The following is a 12,243-nucleotide window of genomic DNA, read 5'->3' on the forward strand; positions in this document are numbered from 1 at the left end:
GCGCGACGCCGGCACGCTAGCCGGCGCCTTCGCCGCGTCTCGCGGGCTCGCTCAGCCTGGTTAAGCCGCGCGCGCCGCTTGCGTGCCGTCGATCAGCGGCACGCCGGTCAGCTTGTGCAATGCGTCGAAATCGATGTCCGAGAAAATCTCGCGCACCACGAGGCCCTGGTCGGTCACATCGATCATCGCCAGATCCGTGTAGATGCGGTCGACGCAACCCACGCCCGTCACCGGGTACGTGCATTCGGCGGCGATCTTGCTTTCGCCCTGCTTGGTCAGATGTTCCATCATCACATAGACCTGCTTCGCGCCGATCGCCAGATCCATCGCACCGCCCACTGCCGGAATCGCATCGGGCGCGCCGGTGTGCCAGTTTGCCAGATCGCCCTTGGCCGACACCTGGAAGGCGCCGAGCACGCAGAAGTCCAGATGGCCGCCGCGCATCATCGCGAACGAATCCGCGTGGTGGAAGTACGCGCCGCCCGTGAGCAGCGTGACGTGCTGCTTGCCGGCGTTGATCAGCTCGTCGTCTTCTTCGCCTTTGGCGGGCGCGGGGCCCATGCCGAGCAGGCCGTTTTCGCTGTGCAGGAAGATTTCCTTGTCAGCGGCGAGGTGGTTCGCCACCAGTGTCGGCACGCCGATGCCGAGGTTCACGTAGGCGCCTTCGGGGATGTCCTGCGCAACGCGCTTGGCCATTTCATCGCGGGTCAGTTTTTTCATGTCGGTCTCCGAATCAGGCGGCAGCGTCGTGAGGATTGGGCATCGGGGCGTGGGCCGCTTGCGGCACTTCGATCACGCGTTGCACGAAAATGCCGGGCGTCACGATGTTTTCCGGATCGAGCGCGCCGAGCGGCACGACTTGCGACACCTGCACGATCGCGGTTTTCGCCGCACTTGCCATGATCGGTCCAAAATTGCGCGCCGTCTTGCGATAGGTGAGATTGCCCCAGCGATCGCCCTTGTACGCCTTGATCAGCGCGAAGTCCGCATGCAGCGGCGCCTCCAGCACGTAGTGCCGGCCGTCGATCAAACGGGTTTCCTTGCCTTCGGCGAGCCTCGTGCCGTAGCCGGTCGGCGTGAAGAAGCCGCCGATACCCGCGCCCGCCGCGCGAATGCGCTCCGCCAGATTGCCCTGCGGCACCAGTTCGAGTTCGATCTCTCCGGCGCGATACAACGCGTCGAACACATACGAATCGGTTTGGCGCGGGAATGAGCAGATGATCTTGCGCACGCGCTTGGCTTTGAGCAGCGCAGCGAGGCCAATGTCGCCGTTACCGGCATTGTTGTTGACGATGGTGAGCTCGCGCGCGCCCTGTTCGATGAGCGCGTCGATCAACTCCGACGGCATGCCGGCCGTGCCGAAGCCGCCGATCATGACGGTCGCGCCGTCGTTGACATCGGCGACCGCCGATTGAAGTGACTCGAAAATCTTGTTGATCATGTCGAATTTCCTTTTGGGGCGCTGCGTGCCGCCAGGCTGGCTGCCTTGCGGGCAGGGTTCGAGCGGGACGGTCTCCGGGCCAATGCCGGCGGCGGCTCGCCAAGTGCGATGCGAAGCTGGCGCCGTTAGTTTGCTCGCTTCAAATTTGTTCGTTACATGAACATGGATTCGTTTAGCGAACGCTGAGGCGATTATGGTAGTCCTTCGTGCACGTTGTCAAGGCAGGGAATTCCCCCTAATCATAGGTTCTCGCTGCTTGCCATGCCGGTTAGTTGTTCGGGTTGGCCGGCCAAAGCGGAGAATCGCACTATCCTAACGGGAGATTGTTGGGCTAACCTTTATCTACATATCAAATACGCGGCCCGCGCCGCAGGTTACCGAGCATGTCCGAAACAAACCTGGATCTGAACCTCATCCCCTACCTGGTTGCGATGGAAGACACGCGCAATGTCAGCCGCGCCGCCGAGCAGCTCGGCGTGAGCCAGCCACGCGTGAGCACCGCGCTGGGAAAATTGCGGGAGTACTTCGACGACCCGCTCTTCGTGCGCACGTCCAAAGGCATGGAGCCCACGCCGCGCGCGCTCGCCATCCTGCCCGCCGCGCGCGACGCGCTCTTGCGCATCGAGAAAGGCATGCTCGATGTGCAGGAATTCGACCCGGCCACCAGCACTCACACTTTCTCGATCGCGCTCTCCGACGTCGGCGAGATCGTGTTTCTGCCGCGGCTTCTGCAACTCTTCGCTGAACGCGCGCCGTTCGCGAATCTGCGCTCGGTGTCGGTCTCGCCGTCGCAGGTCGAACGCGGGCTCGAATCGGGCGACGTCGATCTGGCCATCGGCTATTTCCCCGATCTGGCGGGCAATAACTTCTTCCAGCAACGGCTCTTCACGCATCGCTTCATCTGCCTGATGCGCACGGGCCATCCACTGGCGAAGGCGCCGCTCACGCTGGCGCAGTTTGTGGCGTCGGGTCATGCGGTCGTGCGCGCCGAAGGACGCAGCCAGGAAGTCCTCGAGCAATACCTGGAAAAGAAGCGCATCAAACGCCGAGCCGTGCTCGAAACGCCCCACTTCATGAGCCTGCCGTTCATCCTTGCGCGCACCGATCTGCTCGCGACCGTGCCGCACGCGATCGGCTTCGCGTACGTGTCGGAGCATGCGTCGATCACGCTGGTCGAGCCGCCGCTGCCGTTGCCGCATTTCGATCTGCGGCAGCATTGGCATCGCAAGTTTCATAACGATCCGCGTGGCAGTTGGCTGCGCGGCGTGGTTGCCGAACTGTTCAACGACGCAATGGACGAATGGCCGAAATGAGCGGCGGCCGAGCGGCGCGCCCTGACAGCGAAAAGGGACATCGGCACGACGCGGCACAAAACATGGAACAATGGCCGCACTCATTGAACCCGCGCGCTCCGTACAGCGCCGACGCGCGATCCCGGAGGAGCGACGGATGACCAGCAGCAAGGCGAAGAAAACCAAACCCATAGCCGCCACTGAGCGCCCGAGCCGCGAGGAAGCTGAAGCAGCGGTTCGTGTGCTGCTGCGTTGGGCCGGCGACGATCCGGCGCGTGAAGGCCTGATCGACACGCCGGCGCGCGTGGTGCGCTCATACGAGGAGTTTTACGCGGGCTACCAGGTCGACCCGCGTGAGATCCTTGCTCGCACCTTCTCCGAAGTGGACGGCTATGACGAAATGATCGTGCTGAAGGACATCCGCTTCGAAAGCTATTGCGAACATCACATGGTGCCGATCATCGGCCGCGCGCACGTGGCGTATCTGCCGCAGCATCGCGTGGTCGGCATCTCCAAGCTGGCGCGTCTCGTCGATGCGTTCGCCAAACGCCTGCAGATCCAGGAAAAGATGACGGTGCAGATCGCCGACACCTTGAACGACGTGCTGCAACCAGCGGGCGTCGGCGTGATTCTCGAAGCCGCGCATCAATGCATGTCGACACGCGGCGTGCACAAGGCCGGCGTGACGATGGTCACCTCGCGCATGCTCGGCACGTTCCGCACGGACCCGTCGACACGCCGCGAGTTTCTGTCGATCGTCGGCAATCCGGGCGTGGTGGCGGTCGCCAATACTTAGCTTAGGCGCAGTCGCAGCGCGACATCAGCGCCTCATGCCGCGCTGCGCCTCGTACGCATCTGCCCAAAGGTGGCCAGCAATACCGCGCCCAGCACGCACGCGACACCGGCCAGTTGCGCCGCGCTGACGGGTTCGCCCAACACCAGCGCGGCCAACGCCACCGCGCTCACCGGTACGAGCGCGGTCATCAATCCCGCCTCCGCGCCGCTGATTCGCGCGGCCCCGGCATACCAGAGCACGAAGCCCGCCACGGTCGGCACCAGCGCGTAATACAGCACGCCGCCGAGTGCGCTCGCATCGACCGGCAAGGTCCATGGTTTCTCGAAGCAGGCCGGCACGATCGCCACCGCGAAGCCGATGCCGCACATCAACGCCGACAGCGGCAACGGCGCCACCGCGGTGCGCAGCTTGCGATTGAGCAGAATGAACAACGCCTCGCAGACGATCGCGAGGAACACGAGCGCGTTGCCCGCCAGCGAACTTGCCGCATGCGGCGCGGTGAACTCGCCGGGATGCACGGTGCACACCAGCACGCCCGCCGTCGCCAGCAGGATCGCGCCCGATCAACGCGGGCGCGGGGCGCTCGCCGAGCGCGAGCATGGCGACGCCGGCCGATACGGCGGGCAAGGTGCCGGCAATCACGCCGGCATCGGCAGCCGACGCGAGCTTCATCCCGCTGATCAGTAACACCGTATAGCCGACACTGCCCGCGCCAGCCTGGGCGATGACGAGCAAGGTATCGCGGCGGTCCAGACGCGGCCAGCGCACGCCTCGCCAACGCATCACCAGCACGAACAACGGAAAGGCAATCGCGAAGCGCAGCGCGGTCGCGCTGAACGGCGGCAGTCCGGCCGCGATCGCTTTGCTGACCACCACCGTGCTGCCGACGCCGAGCATCGCCAGCGCGCAAAACAGATATCCGGCATACCGCGAGTTCATTATGCTGTCCTGTTCGTTGGATCGAGCACGTAGAGTAGAGGCATGCCAAGCGGCGGTCTTGAACGAAATTGCAGAGACAAAGCGAGTCAATGAACCAGGTCAGCCGGATCGCGATGACGCCGTCAATGCTCACCCGGCGCCAAATCCATCGAGTATCCTGAGCGAACGGAACCCCGCTCGAATGAAAGCCGACCAGTAGGCCGCCCGGGTACACGCTTTGCAACCGCGTGAAAAAGCCCCCGAAGGACGTCGGCTCAACCGCAAAAAACAGGAGCGCCTCAATTGGTAGAATTTCCGTCTTCGGCGGTGTCAACCTGGGGTGGCGCGGTCGTGTTCCTCAACGTCCTGTTGACGCGCCTCGGCGTGCCGATCCCCGCGGTGCCCGTGCTGCTCTTCGCGGGCTCAGCGATCGCCGCCGGCACCCTGTCCTTCTGGCCGGTCCTCGGCGCGGCCGTGCTCGGCGCGCTGATGGGCGACGGCGCATGGTTCACGGCGGGCCGCCTATATGGCCGCAAGCTGATTGCCGCGCTCGGCCGGATCTCGCCTGCCGTCGATTCCAAGGTGGACCAGGCGCGCGCGCTGTTCGAGCGCTTCGGTGTGCCGCTCGTCTCGATCTCGAAGTTCGTCCCCGGACTCGCGCTCATCACCCCGCCGCTGATGGGCACGACCGCCGTCGACGCCCGCATCTATGCGGCCTACGATTTCGCCGGCGCCCTCGCGTGGGCCGCCTTCTGGCTGGTCGGCGGCGCCGCCGCGGAACGGCAGCTGCATATGCTGCTCGACTTCGTCAAAGCCCGCGGCGGCACCGTCATCGACGTTTTGCTGGCCACGGCTCTCGTGTTTCTCGCCTTCCGGCTGCAGCAACGACGCCGCGCACGCCGCCGTTTCGCCGATGCCACCTCGGCTACGGCGGAACGGGCAGCCGCCGGCGGCTGGCGCCGCATCGCGCCGCCCAAGGTGCTCGACGCCCGCCCGCAAGCGCCCGCGCTCGAAGCGCCGTGCCGCATTCCCGGCGCGCTCACGCTCGATCCGCATTCGCAGGAGCAGATCGACGGCGCACTGCGGACGTACGACATGGTGATCTACTGCATTTGCCCGGACAGCGCGACCGCCTTCGAGATCACGCAACGCATGCGTCACAACGGCTACACGCGGATTCGCGCACTGCGGGGCGGCCTCGATGCCTGGCAGCGGCGCGGCTTTCCGGTCGAACCACTTGCACCGGCCGGCGAGCTGACCACCGGCAACCGAGCGCCCGAAGCGCGCGGCGAGGCGCGCGGGGCGATCACGTTGCGCGGCTTCGCCCCGCGCAGCACGCAAGGCACCTGAGCCGCGCCGGTCGCGGTTCAGCCTTGGCGCCGCTTACATCGAGGAATGCTGGGTCATTGGACGTTCAGCCCACGTGGCCGAACTGACGCGATTGCGGCCGGCCGCCTTGGCGGCGTAAAGCTGCCGGTCGGCGGCGGCCAGCAGATCGAGTGCATTGGCGCCCTCGGCCGGCACACAGGTCGCGCAACCCACGCTCACCGTAACCGCGACGATTGCCCCGTCGCTGCGGATCACATCCTGGCTCTGCACCTTGCGACGAATCTTCTCCGCCACATTGAGCGCGCCCTCGGCCGGCGTGTCCGGCAAGATCACGGCGAACTCCTCGCCGCCGTACCGCGCCACCACGTCGACCGCGCGACGCACCGTCGCCGCGATGCATTCGGCCACCGCGCTCAAAGCCTCGTCGCCGCTCGCATGGCCGTAGGTGTCGTTGAATTGCTTGAAGTGATCGATGTCGATGAACAGCGCCGAGAGCGGTTGGCCCGTGCGCCGCGCGCGCCGCCATTCTTCGTCGAGCCGGTTATCGAGCACGCGGCGGTTGCTCAGTCCGGTGAGCGGATCGGTTGCGGCAAGACGAACCAGCGCCGCCTGCGCGCGCAGCTTGTCGCGCAACGCGAACGACAGCAGCCACGAGACCATCACGAAGACCACACCGAACGTGAGCGTCAGCCCACCGACGATCCGGCTGCGACGCCACCACGGCGCCAGCACTTCGTCCACGGCGGGCGCGACCACCGCGATCAGCGGCGTGCCGGGCACGCGCGCGTACGTGTACATACGCCGCACGCCGTCCACGGCCGAAATCGCCGCATACGTGCCCGCGTTATGCGCGGCCATCACCTGGAACGTCGGCGACTTCGCGATGCTCGAGCCGATATCGCGCGACGAGAGCGGCTTGCGCGCGAGCAAGGTGCCGTCGTCCATCACGACGAACACCGAGCCCAGCCGGCCGGTATCGATCCGGTCCAGCAGGTGTTGAAAATATTCGATGCGAATGGCCAGCAGCGCGACGCCGGCGAACGTGCCATCGGTCCGGTCGATGCGCCGCGTGAGACCGATGGAGAGTTTGCCGTCGCGCAGCCGGGAGCGGAACGGGTGCGAGAAATACAGGCCCACGGCGGGGCTGCGTTGATGGGCCAGAAAATAGTCGCGGTCGGCAAGGCGCACCGCGGCATTGACCTCGCCGCTCTGCGAGGCGATCACCTGCCCGTCCCGGCCGATCACATAGGCGCCACCCAGGTAGGCCGCGGTCGTCGCCCGGTCGAACATCACCGCGCGCTGTACGCCGGCGGGCAGCGTCCAGGCGGCCTGGTTGCGCGCCCCGTCCACCATCGCCTGCAATGACAGATCGTAGATTTCGACGTTGCGTTCGAGGTCGGTGGAGATGATCGCGACGAGGTTTTGCGACGTGTCGCGCGCGTGATCGAGCGCATCGGCGCGGCCGGTGCTGAGCGTCAGCAGCGTCAAGCCCGCCATGGACACGGCCACCAACGTACCGGCCATCCCCGCAAAAAACGGGTGATTACCCACGTATCGCGATACGCCCGTGCCATAGGCGCGCAACCTCTTGCGCCAGCGCCGACGCAGCGAAAGCGTTTGACGTGCCACGTGCGCATCACCTCCTTCGCAGACGATCCGCATGGCGCAACCCATGCGGACGCGCAGCCAATGTTGTTATTCGGATGCGATTCGTGCCGTTCCGTTCGCGGCCGCGCGCAACGATGCGCGCAGCATCATAGTTTGCGCAGCAGTCCGGCCGCCGAACGCATCCGGCGTTTGCGCTCCTTGCCAAGCCAGTGGAGCGCCGCATCCGTATCGCCGGAGCCCGCGAGCAACGCAGCATTATCGCGCAGCAACATCTCGCTCGCGACCACATCGTTCAGCGTACCGAAACGTTTCTGGATCTGCTTCAAACGCTTGAGGGTACGTTTGTGGCCACTGCTCAGGACGGGTTCGAAAAACTCCAGCAAATAGCGCAGCTTCTTTCCTGCCTTCCTCACATTGTGAAAGGCGACGTAGTTGGAGCGTTTCGCCCGACGCGCGCGTTTCATCCGTTTGTTTAACGAACGCTCTGAAGCGGCCACACGTTGCCTCGCGAATTTCCGCAGCGGCATGCGTTCATGCGCTGTATTCAATTCTTTGGACGCGCTGGACAAGGCTTCGCGCAGCAGATGCTTGACGTCCGCGTTCGAGAGCGTTTCGCGGCTTGTCGACAACGCGGCGCCGCGAGCGTCCTGGAGTTTGGGCGCGATTTCACTCGTGCCGGTGCGTGCACCGTTGTCGTCGTGTATCAGCAATTCAATCAGAATGTCCCAGTCGCGCGTTTTGCCGGCAGCCGTGGCCAGAAACTTATACAGCGCACGTTGCCGCGTGTTCTCGCCTTTTTCGAGCAACGGCTCGAAGGCCCACCATAAGGAGCGCAAACGGCGCAGCGAGACACGCAATTTGTGCAGCGCTTCCGGCGACGCGTCTTCGCGCACCGCGTTGGCGTATTCGATCGCATGATCGACGAGAGGCGCCGCATACGACGCGAAGGCCTCTTGCGCAGAGTGCGCGCCGGCGGCTGGATCACTGTCAGCGGGCCGTTTATCGACTTTCAGGCTGTCGCGCGTCATTGAAGCCCCTTGGGAACACCTTATCCACAGACTAGCAAAAAAAGGTCCTGGCGGATATTCGCGTGTTTATTTCGTCGCGATCCATAGCGCGCACGCACGATCCGATGCGCGAGTCATGCACCTCGCGGCAGGCTTGTTCCTTTTTCTCCCTTCGACGGCAGGGCGCCCTGGAGCGACTATCTTTAACAGACGCGATGGCGCTCAGCGGCGAACTGGCGCCGCGGTCCACATGAAGGCAGTCGACACGCGTGGCCTACTCTTAGGAGGTTCTATGCGAATACTGATTGTCGGTGCAACGGGTCTGATCGGCGGCGAAGTGGTCAAGCTGCTCGCCGCCGAGCACGACATCGTCACCGCGAGTCGCAAGGGTTCCGATCTGCACGTGGACCTGTCGAACAAACCCAGCATCGAGTCGATGTATCAGCAAGCCGGCACACTCGACGCGGTCATCTGCACCGCCGGCGCAGCGAAGTTCGCTCCACTCGCCTCGCTCTCCGACGAGGATTTCTCGTTCAGTCTTGCCAACAAATTGATGGGCCAGGTCAACCTGGTGCGGTGTGGCGCGGCGCATGTGTCGCAAGGCGCGTGCTTCACGCTGACGAGCGGCGTACTCGCGCAGCAGCCGATGGAAGGCAGCGCGGCCGTCAGCATCGTGAACGCCGGCGTGGAAGCGTTCGTGCGCTCGGCGGCGCTCGAGTTGCGTGGCAAAGCCCGCGTGAATGTGGTCAGCCCGGGCTGGGTCGCCGAGACGCTCCAGTCGATGGGCCGCGATCCGTCGCAAGGCGTGCCGGTCGCCGTGGTCGCGCAAGCCTACAAGCGAAGTCTGGGCGGCAGCGCAAGCGGCGAAGTGTTCTCCGCTTCTTAGCTGGACCGCTCGCCCGAGTTCTTTTCGGCCATCTGAGCGTCAGGATCCGACACCAGGAAACCGTACATCGAAGCGGCGCGCAGCCAGTGGCCGCGCGCCGCCGCATCCCGCATGTGCGTCACGCAACTGTCATCATTGCGACACACACGCCCCGCAGGATCGGAAACTCCGCGACAAACTTTTGGGGCTCACGTCATGCCGGAACTTTCGTATCCACAGCCAGGCACTGCTAGCGGAAAGGGGCGCAACATCAGCCTCGTCATTTTCCTTGCCGTGATACTGGTCGGTGCGGTTTATTGCGCCGTGCACTTAATGGACGATCTGCAACCCGTTCGCGAAAGCTCGGTATTGCCTTACCTGCTGCTCGGCATTGCGCTTCTGATCGCGCTGGGTTTTGAGTTCGTCAACGGCTTTCACGACACGGCGAACGCGGTCGCAACCGTGATCTACACGCATTCGCTCGCGCCGAACCTGGCCGTGGTGTGGTCAGGCGGCTGGAATTTTCTCGGCGTGCTGACGTCGAGCGGCGCGGTCGCCTTCGGCATTCTGCAACTGCTGCCCGTCGAACTGATCTTGCAGGTCGGCAGCAGCGCCGGTTTCGCGATGGTCTTCGCCTTGCTGATCGCCGCGATCATCTGGAATCTCGGCACGTGGTGGTTCGGACTGCCGTCGTCGAGCTCGCATACGCTGATCGGCTCGATCATCGGCGTCGGCCTGATGAACCAACTGATGCACGGCACCGACGGCACGAGCGGCGTGGACTGGAATCAGGCGCTCGGCGTCGGCAAGTCCTTGCTGTTCTCGCCGCTGGTCGGCTTTCTCGCGGCAGGTTTGCTGCTGCTGATCCTGAAAGCCGTGGTGCGCATTCCCGCGCTGTATGCCGAACCGAAGGGCAAGGAGCCGCCGCCGTTCTGGATCCGCAGCCTGCTGATCCTGACCTGCACGGGCGTCTCGTTCGCGCACGGCTCGAACGACGGCCAGAAAGGCATGGGCCTCATCATGCTGATCCTGATCGGCACGGTGCCGACGGCGTACGCACTGAACAAGGCGGTGACGCCGGCAGAAACGCAAACCTTCCTCGCCGTCGCGCATGAAACCTCGGCGACGCTCGCCAAATACACCCAGGGCGCCACGCCTTCGGCCAATCCGCGCGCCGATGTCGAAGCCTACGTGCGCACGCATCAATTGACGCCCGCCACGTTGCCGGCGCTGCAACAACTGACCGACATCATTGCCGGCCAGGTCAACTCGTCGGGCTCGATGGCTGCGGTGCCGCAAAATATCGTCGACAACGTGCGCAACAACATGTACGTGGTCTCGGAAGCGATCCGCCTGATGGCCAAAAACAAGCAGCCGGCCTTCTCGCCGGAGGACGCCAAGGCGATCGGCAACTTCAAGGCGCAAACCGATCACGCCACCAAGTTCATTCCGACGTGGGTCAAGGTCGCGGTGGCGATCGCCCTCGGTCTCGGCACGATGGTGGGATGGAAGCGCATCGTCGTGACGGTCGGCGAGAAGATCGGCAAACAGCATTTGACGTACGGACAAGGTGCGTCGGCTGAACTGGTGGCGATGCTGACGATCGGCGCCGCCGACATGTACGGCCTGCCGGTTTCCACGACGCACGTGCTCTCTTCGGGCGTGGCGGGCACGATGGCGGCTAACGGTTCCGGCCTGCAATGGGGCACGGTGCGCAGCCTGATTCTCGCCTGGGTGCTGACGCTACCGGTTTCCATCGCGCTGGCGGCTGGCTTGTACTGGGTGTTCCGGGCGGTGTTTTAAGCCTCCGCGGCGGCCAGTTCCTCAACCGGTCGCCGCCTCCGGGAACGGCATAAAAAAGCGCGGCTCGCGGCCGCGCTTTTTTTATTTCATCGACCGGTACGCTGATCGATCAATACAGCTCAGGCACGATCATCGACGCCGGCACCGGCTGGCGGCTGTATTCGTCGTGATAGACACGCGCGGGCAATTCGATAGTCGAATGCTCGATCTCGTGATACGGCACCTGGCTCAGCAAATGGTGAATGCAGTTCAGGCGCGCGCGCTTCTTGTCGACCGCCTGCACGACCCACCACGGCGCTTCAGGAATGTGCGAGCGCTGCAGCATCACTTCCTTGGCCTGCGTATAGGCTTCCCAGCGGCGGCGGCTTTCGAGGTCCATGGGACTCAGCTTCCACTGCTTCAGCGGGTCGTGAATGCGGTTCTGAAAGCGGATTTCCTGTTCTTCGTCGGTAATCGAAAACCAGTACTTGAGAATCTGCACGCCGCTGCGCGCCAGCATCTTTTCGAATTCCGGCACCGAACGGAAGAACTCTTCGTATTCTTCGTCGCTGCAAAAATTCATCACGCGCTCGACGCCCGCGCGGTTGTACCAGCTGCGATCGAACAGCACCATTTCGCCGCCGGCCGGCAGATGCGACACGTAGCGCTGGAAATACCATTGCGTGCGTTCGCGGTTATTCGGCGCCGGCAGCGCCGCCACGCGGCACACGCGCGGATTGAGCCGCTGCGTGATGCGTTTGATCGCGCCACCCTTGCCGGCCGCATCGCGCCCTTCGAAAATCACCACGAGGCGATGGCCGGTCTGCACGATCCAGTCCTGCAATTTGACGAGTTCGCCCTGCAACCGGAACAGCTCGCGGAAGTACATCTTGCGCGCCTCGCGATGCTCGGGCGTGAAGCCGTCCGCGCCGTCGATGATGCGGTCGTCGACCTCCATCTCGAGTTCCTCGTCGTACGCGTCGATCAGGTCCTCTTCGAAACGGCGCTGCCGCTCGGCCATCAATTCGGCCTCGGGTCTCGGATCCAGCTCTTTCATTGCGGCTCTCCTGGCAACGGAAATGGTTAGGCGCGCGGCGGCAAACGCGACGCGGACGCGTTCGATTATCGAAGCGGCAGGTGTCAGTCGTGTTACCAGTGCGGCGCGCGCGCCCGGTCGATGTCCATGATAGCGAGTTTTGCCGGGC

Annotated in this window: 10 protein-coding genes and 1 pseudogene; 5 read left to right on the forward strand and 6 right to left on the reverse strand. The window is 64.3% G+C overall.

Annotation, left to right across the window (positions count from 1 at the left end):
• Positions 1 to 60 precede the first annotated feature (60 nt).
• Positions 61 to 720 carry a 3-oxoacid CoA-transferase subunit B gene (locus tag P0D73_RS01815; protein WP_132378198.1) on the reverse strand — a complete coding sequence of 220 codons (660 nt, stop codon included), beginning with the start codon at positions 718 to 720 and terminating at the stop codon, positions 61 to 63.
• A gap of 13 nt (positions 721 to 733) precedes the next feature.
• Complete coding sequence (locus tag P0D73_RS01820; RefSeq protein WP_132378200.1) at positions 734 to 1,441, reverse strand: 3-oxoacid CoA-transferase subunit A; 708 nt, start codon at positions 1,439 to 1,441, stop codon at positions 734 to 736.
• A 383-nt stretch (positions 1,442 to 1,824) separates the two neighbouring features.
• On the opposite strand from P0D73_RS01820, the gene P0D73_RS01825 reads away from it, so the two are divergent.
• Positions 1,825 to 2,754, forward strand: coding sequence for a LysR family transcriptional regulator (locus P0D73_RS01825; protein ID WP_132378202.1), 930 nt, complete (start codon positions 1,825 to 1,827; stop codon positions 2,752 to 2,754).
• Positions 2,755 to 2,890: 136 nt separating this feature from the next.
• Positions 2,891 to 3,529 carry a GTP cyclohydrolase I FolE gene (folE, locus tag P0D73_RS01830; protein ID WP_408311930.1) on the forward strand — a complete coding sequence of 213 codons (639 nt, stop codon included), beginning with the start codon at positions 2,891 to 2,893 and terminating at the stop codon, positions 3,527 to 3,529.
• Between the two features lie 32 nt (positions 3,530 to 3,561).
• Here the strand turns inward: folE and P0D73_RS01835 are convergent.
• A pseudogene (locus P0D73_RS01835) lies at positions 3,562 to 4,468 on the reverse strand (DMT family transporter).
• A 282-nt stretch (positions 4,469 to 4,750) separates the two neighbouring features.
• Between P0D73_RS01835 and P0D73_RS01840 the strand changes: the two are divergent.
• Complete coding sequence (locus P0D73_RS01840) at positions 4,751 to 5,797, forward strand: VTT domain-containing protein (protein WP_408429311.1); 1,047 nt, start codon at positions 4,751 to 4,753, stop codon at positions 5,795 to 5,797.
• Positions 5,798 to 5,830: 33 nt separating this feature from the next.
• On the opposite strand, the gene P0D73_RS01845 is transcribed toward P0D73_RS01840, so the two are convergent.
• Both P0D73_RS01845 and P0D73_RS01850 read right to left on the reverse strand, forming a co-directional pair.
• Positions 5,831 to 7,405, reverse strand: a complete 1,575-nt coding sequence (locus tag P0D73_RS01845) for a sensor domain-containing diguanylate cyclase (protein WP_408429314.1) — start codon at positions 7,403 to 7,405, stop codon at positions 5,831 to 5,833.
• A 125-nt stretch (positions 7,406 to 7,530) separates the two neighbouring features.
• Positions 7,531 to 8,412: a CHAD domain-containing protein gene (locus P0D73_RS01850; protein WP_408429317.1), complete on the reverse strand. Its 882-nt coding sequence runs from the start codon at positions 8,410 to 8,412 to the stop codon at positions 7,531 to 7,533.
• Positions 8,413 to 8,683: 271 nt separating this feature from the next.
• On the opposite strand from P0D73_RS01850, the gene P0D73_RS01855 reads away from it, so the two are divergent.
• Together P0D73_RS01855 and P0D73_RS01860 are read left to right on the forward strand one after the other, a co-directional pair.
• On the forward strand, positions 8,684 to 9,277 hold the full coding sequence (locus P0D73_RS01855) for a short chain dehydrogenase (RefSeq protein ID WP_408429319.1): 594 nt from the start codon (positions 8,684 to 8,686) through the stop codon (positions 9,275 to 9,277).
• Between the two features lie 195 nt (positions 9,278 to 9,472).
• A complete protein-coding gene (locus P0D73_RS01860; RefSeq protein ID WP_408429322.1) occupies positions 9,473 to 11,059 on the forward strand; it encodes an inorganic phosphate transporter in 1,587 nt (528 codons plus the stop codon).
• 109 nt (positions 11,060 to 11,168) lie between these two features.
• Here the strand turns inward: P0D73_RS01860 and ppk2 are convergent, their stop codons facing one another.
• Positions 11,169 to 12,095 (reverse strand): polyphosphate kinase 2, encoded by a 927-nt coding sequence (ppk2, locus tag P0D73_RS01865; RefSeq protein ID WP_408175202.1) that lies wholly within the window; start codon positions 12,093 to 12,095, stop codon positions 11,169 to 11,171.
• Between the last annotated feature and the right edge of the window lie 148 nt (positions 12,096 to 12,243).

Origin of the sequence: Paraburkholderia sp. RL18-101-BIB-B, assembly GCF_046026985.1 — a bacterium.
GTDB lineage: Bacteria > Pseudomonadota > Gammaproteobacteria > Burkholderiales > Burkholderiaceae > Paraburkholderia.

Bases quoted from the DNA above. Each gene is read 5' to 3' on its own strand.
- P0D73_RS01815 (WP_132378198.1), bottom strand. From the start codon at position 720: ATGAAAAAACTGACCCGCGATGAAATGGCCAAGCGCGTTGCGCAGGAC.
- P0D73_RS01820 (WP_132378200.1), bottom strand. From the start codon at position 1,441: ATGATCAACAAGATTTTCGAGTCACTTCAATCGGCGGTCGCCGATGTC.
- P0D73_RS01825 (WP_132378202.1), top strand. From the start codon at position 1,825: ATGTCCGAAACAAACCTGGATCTGAACCTCATCCCCTACCTGGTTGCG.
- folE (WP_408311930.1), top strand. From the start codon at position 2,891: ATGACCAGCAGCAAGGCGAAGAAAACCAAACCCATAGCCGCCACTGAG.
- P0D73_RS01850 (WP_408429317.1), bottom strand. From the start codon at position 8,412: ATGACGCGCGACAGCCTGAAAGTCGATAAACGGCCCGCTGACAGTGAT.
- P0D73_RS01855 (WP_408429319.1), top strand. From the start codon at position 8,684: ATGCGAATACTGATTGTCGGTGCAACGGGTCTGATCGGCGGCGAAGTG.
- P0D73_RS01860 (WP_408429322.1), top strand. From the start codon at position 9,473: ATGCCGGAACTTTCGTATCCACAGCCAGGCACTGCTAGCGGAAAGGGG.
- ppk2 (WP_408175202.1), bottom strand. From the start codon at position 12,095: ATGAAAGAGCTGGATCCGAGACCCGAGGCCGAATTGATGGCCGAGCGG.